This is a genomic window from Candidatus Nitrosocosmicus oleophilus (assembly GCF_000802205.1).
Lineage (GTDB): Archaea > Thermoproteota > Nitrososphaeria > Nitrososphaerales > Nitrososphaeraceae > Nitrosocosmicus > Nitrosocosmicus oleophilus.
This window is the reverse complement of the sequence record NZ_CP012850.1, coordinates 2463102-2481497: the sequence shown is the minus strand read 5'-3', so window position 1 is coordinate 2481497 and position 18396 is coordinate 2463102. Positions and strand designations below refer to the sequence as shown.

Annotated in this window: 12 protein-coding genes; 5 read left to right on the top strand and 7 right to left on the bottom strand. The window is 33.4% G+C overall.

Going from position 1 to position 18396, the window contains the following annotated elements; translation table 11 throughout:
• Positions 1-980: 980 nt before the first annotated feature.
• The 3 genes from NMY3_RS16810 to NMY3_RS11955 all read left to right on the top strand — a co-directional run bounded on the left by NMY3_RS16810 (position 981) and on the right by NMY3_RS11955 (position 3103).
• A complete protein-coding gene (locus NMY3_RS16810) occupies positions 981-1496 on the top strand; it encodes a serine hydrolase domain-containing protein (RefSeq protein WP_196816077.1) in 516 nt (171 codons plus the stop codon).
• Positions 1477-2163 (top strand): serine hydrolase domain-containing protein, encoded by a 687-nt coding sequence (locus NMY3_RS16805; protein WP_196816076.1) that lies wholly within the window; start codon positions 1477-1479, stop codon positions 2161-2163. The genes NMY3_RS16810 and NMY3_RS16805 overlap by 20 nt, the downstream gene beginning before the upstream one ends.
• Before the next feature lie 271 nt (positions 2164-2434).
• Positions 2435-3103 carry a hypothetical protein gene (locus NMY3_RS11955; RefSeq protein ID WP_231100046.1) on the top strand — a complete coding sequence of 223 codons (669 nt, stop codon included), beginning with the start codon at positions 2435-2437 and terminating at the stop codon, positions 3101-3103.
• A 385-nt stretch (positions 3104-3488) separates the two neighbouring features.
• On the opposite strand, the gene NMY3_RS11950 is transcribed toward NMY3_RS11955, so the two are convergent.
• Complete coding sequence (locus NMY3_RS11950) at positions 3489-4547, bottom strand: class I SAM-dependent methyltransferase (RefSeq protein ID WP_196816074.1); 1059 nt, start codon at positions 4545-4547, stop codon at positions 3489-3491.
• 762 nt (positions 4548-5309) lie between these two features.
• Positions 5310-5933, bottom strand: a complete 624-nt coding sequence (locus NMY3_RS11945) for a hypothetical protein (protein WP_196816073.1) — start codon at positions 5931-5933, stop codon at positions 5310-5312.
• A 911-nt stretch (positions 5934-6844) separates the two neighbouring features.
• On the opposite strand from NMY3_RS11945, the gene NMY3_RS11940 reads away from it, so the two are divergent.
• Complete coding sequence (locus NMY3_RS11940) at positions 6845-9316, top strand: sialidase family protein (protein WP_196816072.1); 2472 nt, start codon at positions 6845-6847, stop codon at positions 9314-9316.
• A 529-nt stretch (positions 9317-9845) separates the two neighbouring features.
• On the opposite strand, the gene NMY3_RS11935 is transcribed toward NMY3_RS11940, so the two are convergent.
• The 5 genes from NMY3_RS11935 to NMY3_RS11915 form a co-directional block, all read right to left on the bottom strand.
• A complete protein-coding gene (locus NMY3_RS11935; RefSeq protein WP_231100045.1) occupies positions 9846-11669 on the bottom strand; it encodes a YncE family protein in 1824 nt (607 codons plus the stop codon).
• 2379 nt (positions 11670-14048) lie between these two features.
• Positions 14049-14627: a hypothetical protein gene (locus NMY3_RS11930; RefSeq protein WP_196816070.1), complete on the bottom strand. Its 579-nt coding sequence runs from the start codon at positions 14625-14627 to the stop codon at positions 14049-14051.
• Positions 14628-15032: 405 nt separating this feature from the next.
• On the bottom strand, positions 15033-15191 hold the full coding sequence (locus NMY3_RS11925) for a hypothetical protein (RefSeq protein ID WP_196816069.1): 159 nt from the start codon (positions 15189-15191) through the stop codon (positions 15033-15035).
• 358 nt (positions 15192-15549) lie between these two features.
• Complete coding sequence (locus tag NMY3_RS11920; RefSeq protein ID WP_196816068.1) at positions 15550-16101, bottom strand: hypothetical protein; 552 nt, start codon at positions 16099-16101, stop codon at positions 15550-15552.
• A 218-nt stretch (positions 16102-16319) separates the two neighbouring features.
• Positions 16320-16553 (bottom strand): hypothetical protein, encoded by a 234-nt coding sequence (locus NMY3_RS11915; protein WP_196816067.1) that lies wholly within the window; start codon positions 16551-16553, stop codon positions 16320-16322.
• A gap of 252 nt (positions 16554-16805) precedes the next feature.
• Here NMY3_RS11915 and NMY3_RS11910 point away from each other — a divergent pair, with 252 nt between their 5' ends.
• Positions 16806-18386 carry a hypothetical protein gene (locus NMY3_RS11910; RefSeq protein WP_196816066.1) on the top strand — a complete coding sequence of 527 codons (1581 nt, stop codon included), beginning with the start codon at positions 16806-16808 and terminating at the stop codon, positions 18384-18386.
• The last annotated feature ends 10 nt before the right edge of the window (positions 18387-18396 follow it).

Here is an 18396-nt window from a genome sequence, read left to right as displayed (position 1 = left end):
CTAATCAGTTACATTGTGCAATTGCTTTGATTAGATCCGCACTAAGTAAGATATTGTCTCCTACTTAACCGTCTGATTAAAATCTTCAATTACATTAATCCTCAGAAATCCCTTTTATTTCCGAACTGGTTTTAAACTATTTGTTGTTAGAAAGTCATTCAGACCTTCGAGGTATGATCTGGACATTCAAAAATGATGAGGGAATTAACTTTCTACCTGTGTTTGTATTAACCAGATGGAAAGAAAAAACTGATACTAGCGCCTTTAGTATTTCTATTAGTCATTATCTTATGATGTTAAAGACAGTCTTGTTAAAGATGAAATTATTCTTGAAATTGATTATTTTTCTGAAGGCAACAAGAGTTGGATTCTAATCTATGCAATTCAGGTGTGGGTTTCAATCTAAAAATGATCATGTTCTTGTCAATGCTTTAATAATCCATAGCCTTGGTCTATGAAGGTCTGATACAATATTGAACCTGCTCCATTGTCAAAGGATTAGTATCTTTCTTAAGTATTCACTCATATGGATCCAAAGGTTACTATTGTCCTATTTCATCAATTTTGATATAGTCTATTTTTCAATAAACCATGAGTAATCAGATCTACATTGTTGGATACAGATAACGGTTCATCAGTATACGTCTTGATTAACGACATGGCCGAAAAATTTAGTGAGATAGATCCCACTATAATACTTCTAAAGGAAAAATAGGGAATAGGTGTCAATTGATGATCGAAAATGGTATATTTTTACTATATATCTTATGTCTAAATATTCTTGTTTCTAGATGACTTTGCCGCAAAGCAATAGGTACTTGCGATAGCGAGGTCCCAATGCATTTAGACAAATCCATAATTTCTCTATATGAAGAAGGTTCATAAGAAATTACGAGATTATGAATTTTTATATGTATCCAAGGAAATGGTAAATATATTTGCCTTACAGAAAACTATTTGTATATTCATTCATGATGGCTATGGTCTTCATATCATTTCTTATTTTCTCATATGTTTTTCAAAATCATTTCCAGTTGGCGTATAGTCAGCATGGGCAAGACGTACTATCGAATAATTCTCAATATTCTCAAAGAAATGACGTATCAAATGCACTTTTGGAACAGTTTAAAGAAATAGTATTTGATCACAGCTTATCTGGAGATACTTCTAATATTTCAGTACCAATTATTGTTGGTGTTGTAACTCCAAATGGAACACAAGTTTCCGGATATGGTAACATATCAAATTTCAACCCATCAACAGTTGATGGAAATACTGTATTTGATATAGCATCCATATCAAAAACATCTGTGGCTATCATTTTGGCAGATATGGTAAATCAGGGATTGGTCAAGCTAGACGATCCTGTTGAAAAATATCTTCCGGCTGACAGGGTGACAGTCCCATCGTTTAATGGTCACAAGATAACACTGGAGGATCTTGCAACACATACATCGGGCATGCCCGATTTTCCAATTGGCTGTCAGAAACCATAGTTACACTCCTCAGCAAGTCTATGACTTTGTGTCAAATTCGACGTTATCAACACAGCCAGGAACCAAAGCAAGCTACTCGGACATAGGGATGGGTCTATTAGGCCATGTATTGTCTCAAGGGGCCGGCGTTTCGTTTGACCAACTTGTAAAGGACAGAATCCTGAACGTTCTCGGGATGGACAGCACTGGCATGCGCATAAATGCTTCAGAAATATCGATTCCTGAGGATATCAAATCTAGATTTGCACAAGGTCATATAGCCGGAAAAGAGGTTAATTTGGAGTTTATTCCAGAGACAATTCACTCAGCCGGCGCAATGTATTCTACAGCCAATGATTTACTGAAATATTTGTCAGCAAATCTCGGATTAATACAAACTAAAGTTAATGATTCCATTCAGGAAACCCATTTGATAAGAAATTCATTTGGCCAATCTTCTGAAAATAAATCACTAAAGGACTACATAGGTTTAGGCTGGACAGTAACAACGGATTTTGGAAAAGTAGTTATTTGGCATACTGGCTCGATAGACGGTTACACAAGTATTATAGGATTTAATCCTGGCAAGCAGATTGGATTAGTGATACTTTGTGGTTGTAATTATGATGATTTTTCATCACAAGAAATGATAAATCTTGTAATTCCATTCCTTCTTTATCATAAATAACTTGACCAGTATACTTTATTAGAATATTGAAAATTCCTAGTCGTGACGGAAATGATTATACACTCCATGAGATTCACGATTTGATGAATTTATCTCATCAGTAGTCAAAATTACACTGAACAATGATTGCTGTTTTTGTAACTTAATGATTTTGAAAAACAAGATTTAATTATGAAATTTGAATCATTCTGCAAACTTAACTTTAACGAAATTGAATTAACATCTCCTAATGAAATACATGTTTAAATATTGCAATTCATTTGAACCGACTATGAGTCAGGTTTTAGCTTTCATCCTTGTCGGACTTGTATTGCTGGTAGTAATTGGTAGCTCAACAACGAATATGGTACTCGATTTGTACGCAACCAAAGGCTTACAAAAGCAAACAAAAGAGATATCCAATGAGCCCACCGTTCAACCCGAAAGAGACTCTCAGCAGTCACCAGAAGCATCTGGGTCTACTACCATTCAACCTGAACGACAATCGCAATTTAACTCTCAGCAACAAGAAAATGAAAATGACAATGACAATGAAGCTGCAATACAGGAAAAAGATGAGCAATTTAGGGACGTATTCCAAGTAGATGATAATTCGAATATTAATAATAATGATAATGATGAAGAATTAGATGCACAAATTGAAATTGATAAAAAAGCACCAATTGCTGTTTCAGGTAAGAATGTATATATTGTGTGGTTTAATGATCAGAATATACTAAACAACAGCTCAGAAGTATTGTTTAGATATTCAAATGACACTGGAGTAACATTTTCAGACAAGATTAATTTAAGCAATACTACAAATGCAGATTCTGTTAATGCTGAGATAGCCGCAAGTGGCAATAATGTAATAATTACGTGGTGGGAACGAAACCAAACAAGCAATGATCCTGTGGTTAGAGTGAGTAGTGACAATGGCACAACATTTGGACCTTATTAAAGTTAGCAAATAATGGACCTATCCGGTGATCTTTAAACAATAGACCCTAGAACGGCAACATTTTTTTAAATACTGTCCGATAGAAAATATTTCTCCATAATCCGAGTAACCAATATAACGCGGAGTCTGACAGATCTACGAGAATGTGAATTTCGGAACTGACTATAAACTGTGGTCATTCTTTGAATAATTTCAATAACAATGCGACAAGCGGTCTTCATAAGAGATTGTAATGAGCACCAACCCATCTCAGTTAGATAATTTGTAAAATGTTCCTAATTTTTATGTCTATAGGTTCTACTCTCAATAGGTAACAAAAATCTATTGACAAAAAAATAGAAGAAAATGGTTTGTCGATCCTACATTGATATAGTTAAATGACCGGTCAAGGTTTTGCTTCAAAGACCAAATTAAATGGTGTTTGGGTTGCCCGACGGAATTTTGAAAACCCTGCCGATTTTATTATTTCTGATATTCTCTTTTCACCTGCTTGTGCACCCAAGGCTGGTCCATTCTCACTTAACGAAGCAGGAACACAAACAATAGATGATACCGAATAGAAGACCCTTCCAAGCGGATTCAAATTATCTTCAAGTTTATCATTTGCAAAAGGTTCTACGAGCATCCATATCCCTTTTTTTTTCCTTAATGTTTGTAGAACATGTCTTGCAGCTCCGCTTGGATCACCCATATCGTGGAAGCAATCAAAGAAAGCTACCAGATCATAATCATCTCCTGGATAATCTGTAGACCGTGCTACTTCAAACGTTAGATTTTGTAGATTCTCCTTTTCAGCTTGCTCTCTGGCCCTTTCAATAGAGGGTTTGTGCGAGTCAAATCCTATAAATTGTGAATTTGGATATGCTTTTGCCATTAGAATTGTTGAGGCACCATGCCCACAGCCAACATCTGCTACTTTAGCTCCTCCATTCTTAAGCTTATGTTCGATGGAATCTAATGCTGGAATCCAATTCCTTGTGAGGTTTGCTACATAGTTTGGTTTGAAGAACCGCTCTGTACCTTCATACAAATAATGATGATGATCTCCCCAACCAAGGCCTTTTCCAGTTTTAAAGGTCTCAATAATTTTTTCCTCGTCTTTGAAAAGGCTAACTAATGATTGGTAAAAACCTGCTATGTATGCTGGACTATTTTCATCAGTGAGGGCCATAGCATGTTCTTCAGGAAGGGTATAAGTGTCTTTGATATGATCGTAGATAACATAGCCTCCGGCAGCTTGAGCAGCAAGCCATTCTTTTATTATTCGTGGATGTGTTCCAGTCTTTTTTGCTAATTCGTCTGATGTCACCCCATCTGTTCCAATCATGGCCTTGAATAACCCAAGTCTATCGCCGATAAAAGTGATTAATGCGCCTTCTGCAGCGCCCCATTCATTAACAACTTTTCCAATAAATTCATGTAACTTTGTTTCATCTACTACCATTTTTATCCCGAACCTCCTTTTACATAGGTAAAAATCAAAGATTGTTCCTTTCTTTTCGTTTTCGGTCCTCTATCCCACCTTTGAATGATTTTTGATAGTATGCTTTCTCTTCGCATGATAATGGTAAGATGTAAGTACGATAAATGAATGACGGAAAAGTAATATTTATTTTTAAGACATGGCCTTTAATTTTGTTACATACGTCTACATGAATAGCGTGATATGAAGTTGATGGGGTTGGAATTCTCTTGCAAAAAAAGAGGGAGAATATTTGAGGTTATGACTGGTTTGATCGGATCGTGTTCATCCTGTTTTGTAGTGCATGGGCATAGCGATGCCAAAAACGGCAAGGTAAAATAAAAAGGATAATTCTTTAAGGATAAGATTTTCAGCCATCAAAACCATCTGACGTAATGGAGAGGATTGCTATACAGTATATCTTTTCCTGAATAGAAAATATGAAAATATATAGAAAACTGATCTATGCTTACTAGGATGCAGGGAAAAGCAGATCATTCATTCAAGCTAATTGAGTCAACATAGACCATGATACCTTGATGATGTTGATTTCTAAATTATCTAAAAAATGATACTAAAATAAAGAATGAGAGATTCGATTCAGTATTTGAATTATTAGAATTTGACTTTTACTATTTGATTTCTCAATTTTTGTATTTGCCTATTTTGTGTATTCAGGTCAATCTTCATCAGGATGGTGGTCAAAGCCCTTAACTACAGTAACCATTGCATTTTTTTTGGTGATTAATGCCATGGTCCGTCACCGAATCTACCATCGTGATCATGGAATCCCCACGGGCTCTTCCAGTGTCCAAATCCGAGTGTTTCATGTCCCTGTCCCTGTCCTTGGCTATTTCCATGTTCGCCTGAAAATCCATAAATTCCATGTCCCATGCCTTGATCGCTTAGAATGTGAAGGAAATTCAGCAGCTGTAGACTCTCAGATTTATATAGGACGGCACCATTCCCCGGATCAACGATAGTCAAAATTCCTGTTTGGGTGGTTGGATTTATTGTGAAGAATTTGTATACTAAATATCCTTGGTCTATCCCTAAATGACCCGCTACTAAAATCGTGTCATTGTTTAATTCTCTTGAGGCTATGTCTGCTGCTTGTACAAAAGTTGTTTTTAGATTTTTTTCAATGGCTGCATGTGCTTTTTCAAAGATATTTATTGACCCATTTATCTTTGGCGATTGATCTTTAAATATTCCACTCTCTTTTATGGTCGTATTTGACGACTGAATTGCAGTAACAAAAGATATTACTGGACTTGCCAAAAAAACTCCTGTGACAACAACTGCAGTTATAAGAATCGCGGATAGTATCACCTTATTTTTTACTCTGTTTGAATTCGTGCTTGTCATTGTAGTAAATAATGTGGTTGTTATTATAACCATTGTTTACCTTTGACACGTAACTTAGTCACCTGAAGTCTCCATTGGAACTTAGAAATATCACAGACTACAACAAATATTGGAAAAATGTATTTTGGAGAATGAACGCCTGTTATACGAAAGATTTGAGAACTAGTATACTATTTTGGTAGCTGGCTATTAGAAATACGTGATCAATAACATAGTGGATAATTCACTTTCGAATGGAAAATGATTTCCTTACCAGTCCTCTAGTTGTATTCGATCAATCTGAACCCTAGTCCTTTTGATAAAAAATATTTTTTCAAAACATCAATAAAAATATTTTGACTAGAATTCATAAGTCTTTAAGTAGGTATGGAATTCTAATCCCTATTCTGCATTCACAGTTATGTCAATTTATGAATTTATGTTTATAACTTGATATATTTTACACAGGTAATTTTGTTTTAGATCCGATTTTAGACTCTAAAAATTATTATTGACTGAATAGGCCCGGAGAACACCAATAGTCCTTATTTTTCAATCATCAAATAACTGATCTATTTTGGAATTTTTGGAGAAATTCTACCTAGCAATAACTATCTGATTTTGATTGCTAGTACTAGTTGGGATGATTTCATAAATATTGAACCGGAAAAGTCCGAATACTTCCAATCTCACTAATCAGACTTCTGAATGGATCTTTCTTTGCACATAATATTGTGAATCTGGGTCACGAATTTGTTGCTTTCAGGACCTATTTTTTTCTGGTTGTCTTTCGCAATTTATAAGTTTTTAAGTAACTTTGGATGATTTAATCAATGATTTGCAAGAATCAGAAAAAATGGATATTATTAAACCAAATAGTCAATTACAAAAAGCATTCTTTTTTATGGTTCCAAATAAACAGTTAGATTAAGATGAATATTACTTTAATTCCCCTTGGCATTGTTTTACTGTTTTTATTAAACTGCATTTATCTTCACTTCGAATTTGCCTATTCCTTATTTGCATTTGAACCACCAACAACAAATTATAACAATGGTGACACATCCCTTGGTTTTAATTCTAATCTAGGGACCAACATTTCCAATCATTGGGGAAATGGAATAAATGAGTCTCAAAATGATTATCTGATTAATATCAGTTCAAATCAAGGGCATTCCGAATTTCCAAAGTTCGAGGTAGTTGGAAAAAATATCTCTATGATATGGTTAGACGATTCGTCCGGATACAGGGATGTTTACTTCAAAAGAAGTAGCGATGGTGGAAAAACATTTGAAAAAATTATAAACTTAGGTAATATTCCCGGAGGAGCATTTGACCATCAAATTGCTGTAATAGATAATTTTGTATTTGTGATATGGGAACAATCGCCAGATAATAATGGTCAAATTTTTTTTAAGAGAAGTACTGATTGGGGAAAGACATTTGAAAAAGCTATTAACTTGGGCAACAATACCGGATTATCTGGGACTCCCCAACTATCGGTTTCAAAAGACAACTCAAGTGATATAGATAGTAATTCCATTAATGTACATGTGATATGGCATGACTCTTCTGAAGGCATAGTATTAAGAAAGAGTGATGATGGAGGTAATACATTTAAAAAAGCCATCAGTTTAAGTGAAAATTATCCTATATCATTTTTTCCAAAAATTACTACGCAAGGAGATAACGTATATGCAATTTGGGTAACCATTAATAACAAAGGTATGGAAAATGAGACAAGAGAAGTTACATTTGCAAAGAGTATGGACAGAGGAACTACATTTGGCAAAGCAATCTATTTAACAAATTTTGCAAAGATATCTTTTAATGCACAAATAGCATCGTCAGGAAACAACGTATTTGTTTTATGGACCAATGGGACTTTTGTAAAAGACGAATTTCCTATACTTACAGATACTATGTTTAAATATAGTGATAATTCAGGACAAACATTTCATGATACTATAAGTCTAAACAATTATACAGGGTGGTCAGTTAATCCATCGATAAAAACTAACGACGATAAATTATACATAGTATGGGAAGAAATAAACCAAAATAGATATAGCGACATTTATTTTTGTGTAATAAACATAAAAGATACAAAGGAATGTAATTTCAAGATAAACTTAAGCAATGATAGTAACAGTTCCTTTGACCCCTCACTTGACATATTAAATAATACTGCTCTAGTTGCTTGGACAAATGAAAATTCAAATTTTTCATCATCCATCGGTATCAAAGAGATTCATAACCAAATAAATGATTATGTGGAAAGTACAACAACATTATTTAATATAGATGCAAATGCTTCAAATCCTCAAGTGGCAATCTCAGATGTAGATAATAAAGCATTTATCCTCTGGAATGGGTATTCTGACTTTGATGACGAGATTTTTTTAGCAAGTATTGACTATCCATATACCGATAATGGTAAATATGGAATAAACAATAATGAGAAGGAAACCAATAAAATAAATACTACTCTCGACTACAACCTCGATAATTATTTTCCAATGGAAAATATAAATAACAGATCCTCGGATAACTCTTTTTTTTCAAATAATTTCGATAATATCAGTATTGCACTTGTTGATCCAACATATACAAATACCGCTTATGATAATTCATTTTATATATTATACAATCTCTACAACAATGATTCGTTCCATCAAAACACAACAAAACATGTTAACCTATTGACAAGCAAAATTGATACGGAATCAATGCCCGGTTTTAGGACACTTTATCTTCATGACCATATAGCTAGGTTAATGCCAAAGGCAAATGTTACTATTATATCCGATACCGATGTACACAAAGGATATATTTTTAATGACAATATAATTACAAACAACAAATACGATGCAATAATTTTAGAGCATCAAGAATATGTAACACAGGAAGAGTATAATTACCTAAGACAGTTCGTAGCAAATGGAGGTATTTTGATCCTTCCATATAGTAATATGTTCTACGCAGAGATAAAGTATAATCCTGATGATAACACTATAACTCTAGTTAAGGGCCATAATTGGGAATTTGATGGAAAAGCCGTAAAAAACAGTGTTGCTGAGAGATGGCTAAATGAAACATCAAAGTGGGTAGGTAGCAATTATGCTCAGGTCCCTGGGATTATATTTGGAAATAACCCCTTTGGCTATTTAAAACACGAGGAACAATTTATCACTAATCCCAATGTCACAATCTTACTTGACTACAATGTAACTATACCGACTATTTATCAAGATAAATTCCCTGACTATAGAATTGCAACATATGAGCACAACTATAAGAAAGGTAAGGTCATAGATTTTGGGATTTATCTTTCTGAAGACGTATTAGGAAATGAAAGATTTATCAGATTTTTCGATAGTATTTTGTTTAAATATATTCATTAAACAAATCCCTTTCATAAGGAAGTTATTTGATTGGCGTAATCTAGACCCTTAATTGTAAAATTTTGGGTGCTAAATAATACACTCAGAATTAAGTCGGGATTTGAATCTAAGTCTTTTAAACACTCTTTAAAGAAAAGACATGATAATTTGTAAATATTTATTTAACCTAAGTCTCGGGATAGTGTGTTCATAATTCAAGATCGAATACAATCCATCTCTTCAACTATCATCCTATCGACATAGAAATATCCAACCATTTTTAGACACTTTAATAGATATAGACAATAGATCATTACCAACAGAACTTGATCGTAAATCCAAATTTTTTGAACAAGATACTTTTGGACATGCGTTCCCAATATTAAGCGTGATGTTTTTTATGGACTTTCTAATTTAAGTCTGTGCTTGATAACTTAATGAATGCAAATTTAAGTGCAGTTTGGATCGTGGATTTAAAAGGTTTAAACAAATACAATGATAAATTTAGGTCTTAAAGTTGGTAAATACCTATATAAATGATCGGTATATTCTATTTTTCCGTCTCTGTAATTTTATTCATAAGTATATTATAGTGGAGCTCCGTTAATTTGCCTTTTGAAAACGCATCCCTAATCTCTCTTACAAGTCTTAACTTTATTGCAGGATCCATACCTTTATCATCGTCCATGGAATCAACTTTTTTCATGAAAATTTCCTGATAAAGTACGGATAATTCATCCTTTAAATTTGAATAACGAATTTGGCTTATATTGCCCTTTGAAAATGAATCAGTGATTTCATTTTTGAGTTTATCCAGTGATTCCAAATCATGTTCATCCCGCTTACCTTCGTCATATATGGATTTTATCCTATTATGGTGAAGATTTGATTTTTTTACTTCTCCTTTTGTTTTAGCCCATAATATAATACTTGGAATAGATGCACCAATAACGGTTGAAACAACTAAACCGTATAGAGGAATCCAGTACTCGGTAGGAAGGGGGGCAGGCAATGCTTTAAAACTTGCAGTAAATGTACCATATTGAGTAATACAAAAGGATGTCGTAGCAGTATCATTGTATATTTGCAAAGATTTTTGAATTGGTTCTATGATTGGATCAAAAAAACTATGGGATTCTTCTATGCACGGTTTCAGCGGTCTTGTAGTGTTTGAATCAATGTTTTCGTTCCAGGATATAAACTCATAGCCGCTATTTGCCTTCGCTGTACAGGTTATTCCGGGTACTTCGTACAAGTATTGATTTATTGGATATTCGGTTTTCTCATCGCCACATATGATCTTGCCTGAGTTTAATGGAGATATATTGAAAGTAATTCCAACCGCAACTTTGTTCTTAGGACCATGGATTGCAAACAGGCTATCAGAATTCTTTGAAGTCAAATAAACGATGTTACTATTCTCGTTTACCTCGATATTCGAGAGTGGTTCAGATATGCTGATATTAGAAAGTCTGTTAGTTTTTTCATTTAATGAATAAAGGCCATGTTCAGCTAGTACATATACAATATCGGAGTCCTCATTGACTTCTAATTCCAAGAGCGGTCCTAATAAAGGAATTATCTTGTCAATTTTAGTATTTGTAGTTCCATTAATAATTGAAACATCATGATCTGAAATTACATATACTATATCGGAGTCCTCATTGACTTCTAAAGTACTGGGTTTATTCTTTAATTCAACACCCATCATCCCGGTATCATTATATTGTTTGTAGAAATTTTTCTCTGTGATCAGATAGACAGAATGATCGTTTTCATCGACTTCCACATCAAGCGGTTCTTTTTTATCTGGAATCGATAAGTTGTCTAAAAGGTTCAAATCATTGTTAAAAATGAGAAGTTGGGGAGGATATTCATTAATTACGTAAACTTTTTCTGCTTCTTCATCTACTGCTATTTTGGAATAGTTCCCTTCTACCTCATATTTCTTAACTGGGTCGATGCTGAGTGACATAGAGCCATTATCATCAATAAGTCTTATACCGTCTTTACCTGCTAAATATAACTTGCTTTCTTTTTCATTAACTTCGATATCACGTGGTTCTTGATCCAATTGGATATTTTGGAGTAACTCTTCGGTCCTTCCGTCAATTATGGAGATGGTTTCAGAAGGAGATTTACCTGAAACATAGACATGATGTATTTTGTCATTTACTTCTGCATCGTGAGGTATTGTATTAATAAAAATTTCTTTTAACGTTCCCGAATTACTGTCTAAAATTGATATAGAATTTGAACGTTCATTTGCTACGTATACTTTGTTTAAAAATTTATCGACTTTTACCTCTTTTGGCTCTAATCCTACTTGGATCTGAGGATTGGTTAAATGATACTTTTCATTTAAACTTTCCAAGGTCTGTCCAATTGCATTATTACTGAAAAACAGGTTAGGCAAAATAATTAATAAAAAGAGATAGATAACAAACAACATAACGCCGCCCCCATCATATCCCTAATCAGATTACTGTATGACAGAAAATTTCATAAACCATTCAATTTGCCTTCTAGTAAATACAGTATTTATAGGTTTTGTTAATCTTAATCAGAAGTCACGTTAATCGACGATAGAATAAATGAAATTTTCAATGACTGAAATAATATGAAAATTGAAGAAAAAACTAACAAACCTTATTTTAGAAAAATGGATGGAAAATCTAGGTAAGAACCACTACCATCTTAAAAAAATTGGAAGAAGTTATTCAAAATATAGCATCAATAGCCAGGAATGTATGATCTAAGCCTATATCATTACTAACAAGTCTTGTTAAATATTTACATAGCATGGTGAGTAGCTTTATTATGGTCAACTTGTTTGAGTATACATCTATCATTACACTCCTTTAGATGATAGATTGATTTTTGCAAGTTAACTTAATATGTTCTTAATATATAGCTTAAGATCATCTAACAAGTGTTTTTTTAATATCTAAAAATTTTTATTATGAATTCCAATAGAACATTATTATACAGTTTTAAGAGAAAATTTAGGAACATCGTTCCTAGTTGCAAGATCGATTGACAATTCTTTTTAGGAATCCATAATAATTAATATTCTTTCGGAAAAAAGCACAAACAAAGGCCAATAGGAAGAATTTACACGGGAGATAAAGGGATCATTACAGAAAAAAAGAGGCTAGTAGAGCTGCAACAAAAAAAGCCTATGAAAAGCCAAAAATATTTTGTTGACAAAATAATACGTAGTTTCGGACGGTAAAATCAATACTCTGAATCAAGTATTAAATAATGTATAGGTTAACTATTATTTTGTTCATAATCAACGCAATATAATTGAAGGGCTCTGGGGCCATTCCAGAAAAAGAAGACTATGAAAACGGCAAGAGGAAGATCCCATTCTCCTTCGTTTTGAAAAACACATTACTATACTCATAACTATCAGCACATCATAAACAAGAACACCCACTGAATGATCCAAAGTACGATACAATTGACTGGCAATATGATAATTCAGGAAAAACCTTATAGCTGAAGGAATTGGTGAGATGTCGGTATAACAGAAAGTACAAGAGAAAAAAATGGCTATTGAATCTGGGAGAATGATGATAGAATGAATGACAGATAAAGTTGAGGATATTACAACAGCGGCGAAAGTATTACAACAGCGGCGAAAGTATTACAACAGCGGGGAGATAATGTTTAGATAATGTTTTTCATCCGTTGGTTAACCTATTCGAAGGTTACATAGAATTTTTTGCATTGTGACGTACTCATTGTAAGTAGGTGGTAACCCGATTTTGTGTTTATCGAATGTGGTGTTCCAGCAAAAAGGTTAACTTCCAAAAAAAAAAAATTTCAAAATTTCAGTTGGAAAATATATCGACAATCCTTCAAATTTATCCAATAAGGGTCATTACCTCTCATATGCCCGTCACCAACACAAATTTTTTTTTACTGTTAATTTACATCCAAATCTATTGCAAGACGGTTTTGAAACAATATCGGCTGCTGATTGGGAAGCTCAATTAAACATCAAATCACTCATGTTTGAATAAAATGACCAGTATGGGGATGTTTTGACGAGATGGAAAATCAAATCAACTGGAAGGGTGACTCTGAAGGGTTGTTACATGGACAGTATATTAATCCACTAATGGTAATAAATCATCAAATGTGAATAGTATTTTATATTAATTCATTGCATATATTGCCATAACTGAAGGAGAGTTTTTGACGATTGGGGGTTGTGATCACCATCTAGATCGTTATCTAAACTTTGAAAAACTCTGGGCTAATGTCTTTGGGTGGTAATGAGATTACTTGATATAAATATCATAGAGATATCAAAACCGTAAATCCTATTAGTATTCCTTTCTACTCTCTAATCTTCAACCTTTTCAGAATGGGTTAAAATTCAGACCGAGACAAACCCTCTTTTCTTACTAATATTATTGGTGGATGAATGTCCAAGTGCCTGGAGTGAGATTCTAAGCCTTGTAATAAAAAGAGGTATCTATTTCTTTGTGTATTTATCACACAAAATGTGTCAATGTGTTTTGTGTTTTTAATATTTGAGGATAAAAGGTAATTTCTATAATTGTCCAAACAGTTTAGAATCTTGAGTTTTTGACTTTGAGGGATAGGCGTAACAAAGACAGAAACTGAATCTTGTAAATCCTTGATTAACACAATGTTCGGGCCCTAGGTGTTTTGCATCAACTATAGATATAATCCTAAATATCTAACCTGACACAAAAAATAGTTCAATGATCTACTATTATTTTGATAATAGGTCATTAATATGCCACATTGCAAAGATCCCTTTTCCGTGACTTTCATCTATATATGATTCATAGACCCCAACAATACTCCTAAGTGATTCTAGATTTCCAGTTGCATTTGCATCAAAGAAGGCAGCTCCTAGACTGGTTCTAATCCCTTCTCCAGTAGTATTAGTTATGGCCTCAAAGGAATAACTTGCAGTACCGTTTTGTGAAGAGGTAAAAAGAGCTCTACCAGTTAGAAAATTGGTTCCATCCTCTCTTGAAATTTCATTCCCATTTCCAGAAGCAGTTATCTGCAAATCGTCTAAAGTTCCATTCCCCTCAAATGAGTACCCAGAACTTGCAGAAGTACCATTATTCTTGGAGTCTCCGGAATTTTGATTTATCGGAAATTCAAATTTTTCAGTGTAGAAGGGTTTACCAAGAGTCAGATTAGAATTTTTCACATTTATAGAATCCAGAATACTGCTTTCACCTTGTTGCTGTGAATAGCCTATATTTCCTAATGAAAGTGCATAAATAGTTGTTACCATCATCATAATTGCAAATATAATTGCTGATTGTTTTTTCATCAACTAAATGTATTAAAAAGGATGTATAAAAGTGACTTGTATTTTTCCTTCTACTAATTACTTCATTCATATTTATTTTAAGATCTTGGATTTATAAGCAAAAATAGAATGACAAGCAGTTAACTTCTGATATAAGTAATACCGCAGAGTTTAAAAAATACTAGTGGAAATGTCCACATCAATTATTACTGAGATATTCATACCATAATTTTCGTTATAGATGTGTAGTAAGAATGGTTAGATCTAAAAGAACTTTAGCCTTGTAATCTTTTATGGTTGGGTCCCTTAGATTTACTAAATTTTGTTCTGCAGTGATTCATTTATAATAATCTCATTGTCTACAATTGATTTATCAAACAGTCTATCCTAAGATTTTTTAGAAAAAGGTTTTTTATAATCGGAACTCTAAGTAATTGATTCTTTTGGCGTCTTCTCTCGAATTAGGAGAAGAATATTGCGGCTTACCTGGATATTCAAATTATCAACATTGTTTTGTTTCTTTGAGGTAATACTATTTTCATATGAATCCGCAACTAAGGCGCGGGGAGTGGGATTCGAATCCATTAGGTTATCTTGGGGAGTGTATTACTTAAAAAATGTTTTAGTCACCGAGAGTGGTATTTGAACTATGTAGCAATACTCGAGGAGACAAGTCAATTTTCTGGCCTCCTTTTCTGAATAAAGGGTTATTTGATTATGGTAACACAGGAATTAACTTCAAAATGTTTACAAGTTCGGAATGGATAGGATTAATATCATAATATGACAACTAGCAACAAGCCAAGCCAAAATACTAGGGCTTTTCACATATCGAAAATTCTATAATCAAATTAAGACTTTCAATACATTTTACTTGTTGATAAATATAAAAAACAATTAGGTGTTGGATCTAGATCATGGTATTCACTTCCAATAGTTATTGTTATACAATTCCACCCATGGCCCTTATCCGATCCTCCAATTGTAACTTTAGTAGGTTTAAGCGGCCTATTTCTTTACACTCCTCTTCAACCTTGTAAGCCAAATCTTTTAAATCGCTTTCGACGCTCACAATACGTAATATTTCTTTCTTGCTCCACAAACCTTCTGCTTTCATCCTCTTGTAAAGCAATATGAATAATGGCCGATCATCCCCGAGGTCTCTATACAACTGAATAAAATCATTTAATTCTTGAAGCCTCTGGTAGTCCATGTAGTTAGCCATTACCTCATCAGCTGGCATGTCTAGAGTTATTGCAACGTCCACATTGGAGTGGCCTTCCTGAAACATCTGAAGACACTTTGAATCTAACGACAGTTTCTTTGTCGGGATTTCATCATGTTGTTTTTTATTGTCGTCTCCTGTATACTTTCTTATAATTGAGCCTATATCCTTTAGCGAAACATGTGCTACTTGAGCAATTTCCCTTGTAGTTTTACCTTCATTTGCTAATTTAATAACCAAAACCTCTTTTTGTTTACGATTTAGAATCATATTCTACATACAAAACATAATAGAAAATACAAATAAAGACCTGATTTTCTTGATTCCTTGATATAATTGGGATGTATGTTGTGTCGTCTGTTAATCTTATTCATGAGTATATTCTATCTACAAATTATTGTTGATTTACTATGATTTTATCAATTATTAAGTTGACTTTCTTACATACTAATTCATGCAAGGTACCCGTTATGCATACTATGTTTAGATTATAGTCTAGTTCCACAATCCTTGCAAAACGATGAATCAGATGAGTTGCTGGAATTATAGTTGGAATTAGAACATAGTTTGGAGTTGTTTTCATCATACTTTGAATTCTGATTTAAATCGGCAGCTGGGCTTGGTGACTTAGCAATATTCCCTTCTACACGGGATATCCTCTCTAAAATGTTATTCCTGAGTAATTGAAATTCCTCTTCACTTAAAGCACCCTTTTGTTTCAATCCACGATAGTTGGAACTTTGTACTTTAATAGTTATATATAGGAATTGACCTCGAATGTTAGAATGGGAATGATTTCAAATCCCTTTACGTTAATAAATCAGTGCCAGTAGTTTTAGTATGTTAAATTAAGCTAGGGTTGCATGTTCAAATAATTTATTCAGAAAAGTGCTTCACATAAGATAAAAATGGTATTGTTAACGATTGCCACGCCATAACAATAAGTTTAAGTGTATTATATAAAATAAATAATCATGGCCGTAGACGACTTTGATCACAGATATGAACAATTTAAGGACAAGTCGAAAAGTTTTAACCGCACATTTGCCGTTTTTATAGGTATCATTGTTTTTTTCTTTTTTTTTATTTTTTTGCCTTATTTGTCAATCCTAGATAAACATAAGGATCTGAACGATCAAATTCGGTTTCTCGAACTTGTTCAAAACAGTCTATTGCAATTTCAAACCAATGCAGTTGCCTTTAATACTACTTTACACAATGATAATGCTACCATTGTTCAATACTACAAAAGCATTACAGAAACAGTGGCAAATAATATTCAGAAATGTAATAATAACCAATATGCTCACCGGTTAATTCAAACTTCCGAAGAAGACATTGACGAAGTTAAAGGTTATGTTAAGAATAAAGCCTTTTGGTTATTGGACATATGCTATGTGATTGCGGACTCACGGGGAAACTCCTTCCCTGCACTTAACAATTCCACATTATTGTCTTTCTATAATAATAATGAATCTGAAAAGAAATACCATGCGTATAGTAATTTTGTCCCAGACAGTTACAATGAGGAATATGAAAGTCCCATGCTAGATAAAAGCGAGGTTGAGAACTTAGAATACTACAAATCTGCTTATTATGCAGGAAGTCCTTTTTGGTTGAATTACAATCTCATAAATCGATTGGATTCGCTTAATATTAAGCATTTGAACCAAGTGCAGGTATTAATGAATGACATTGCGAAAGTTAAACAAGACATTAATTCAAATTCACAGCTTTTCAACACAAGCGTGTCGGAAAAAATAGTTACGATAAAACACAATTTGCAAAAGCTGGAAAAAAATATTCCAAATCTAAGGGATGATTATGTAAAAAAATTCAATGCAGCTTCAGCTCTTAATCATTTTAATTTTATGAATTCTTCCCAGACGCTTAGTGCAACACAATTTAACGAGCTCCTATCCACTATTTCATCGCAGATAAACGAATACAATCCCATATTCAGTGAAATTGATGATATATTAAGGTATCAACTTGTATACTATAACAATACCATAGATAATGTCAATAAAAAAATGACTCAATTAGAAATAAAGAAAAATGAAACGACTGAAATGCTTAAGGAGATCGAATTTCCAATTGGAAAAATACCACTTAACATAATTGATACGGTTTCATTTTTTCCGATAGGAATCGGCTTGGGCTTTTTGATTTCTGCATCACTCCTAAGTGATACCATTTTACTTAGGAGAGGCCTTGAACGATTCTCTACACTACTACCTATAGATTTGCACAAGTATAGAATTTCATTACTAGCTTCTCTATGGGTTGATCCATATGGATCTAGGACACTTTTATTTATCAAATTACTAACTCTGGTGTTTCCGCTTTTATTGTTCCTCTTTTCAGTTTATTATCTATCCATCTATTCATCTGAATTAATAAAGGAGGAAGAATTCTCAGGAGTATTTGTTGGAAATAATAAAAATAATGCCTTATTATATCCAGTATCTTATTTTGTCAGTGCCGTCTTCTTTGCATATGGATATTACCGTTTGTACGATGCATTACACAATTATAAGAAACCCGGTGCTTAGATCAATTTGG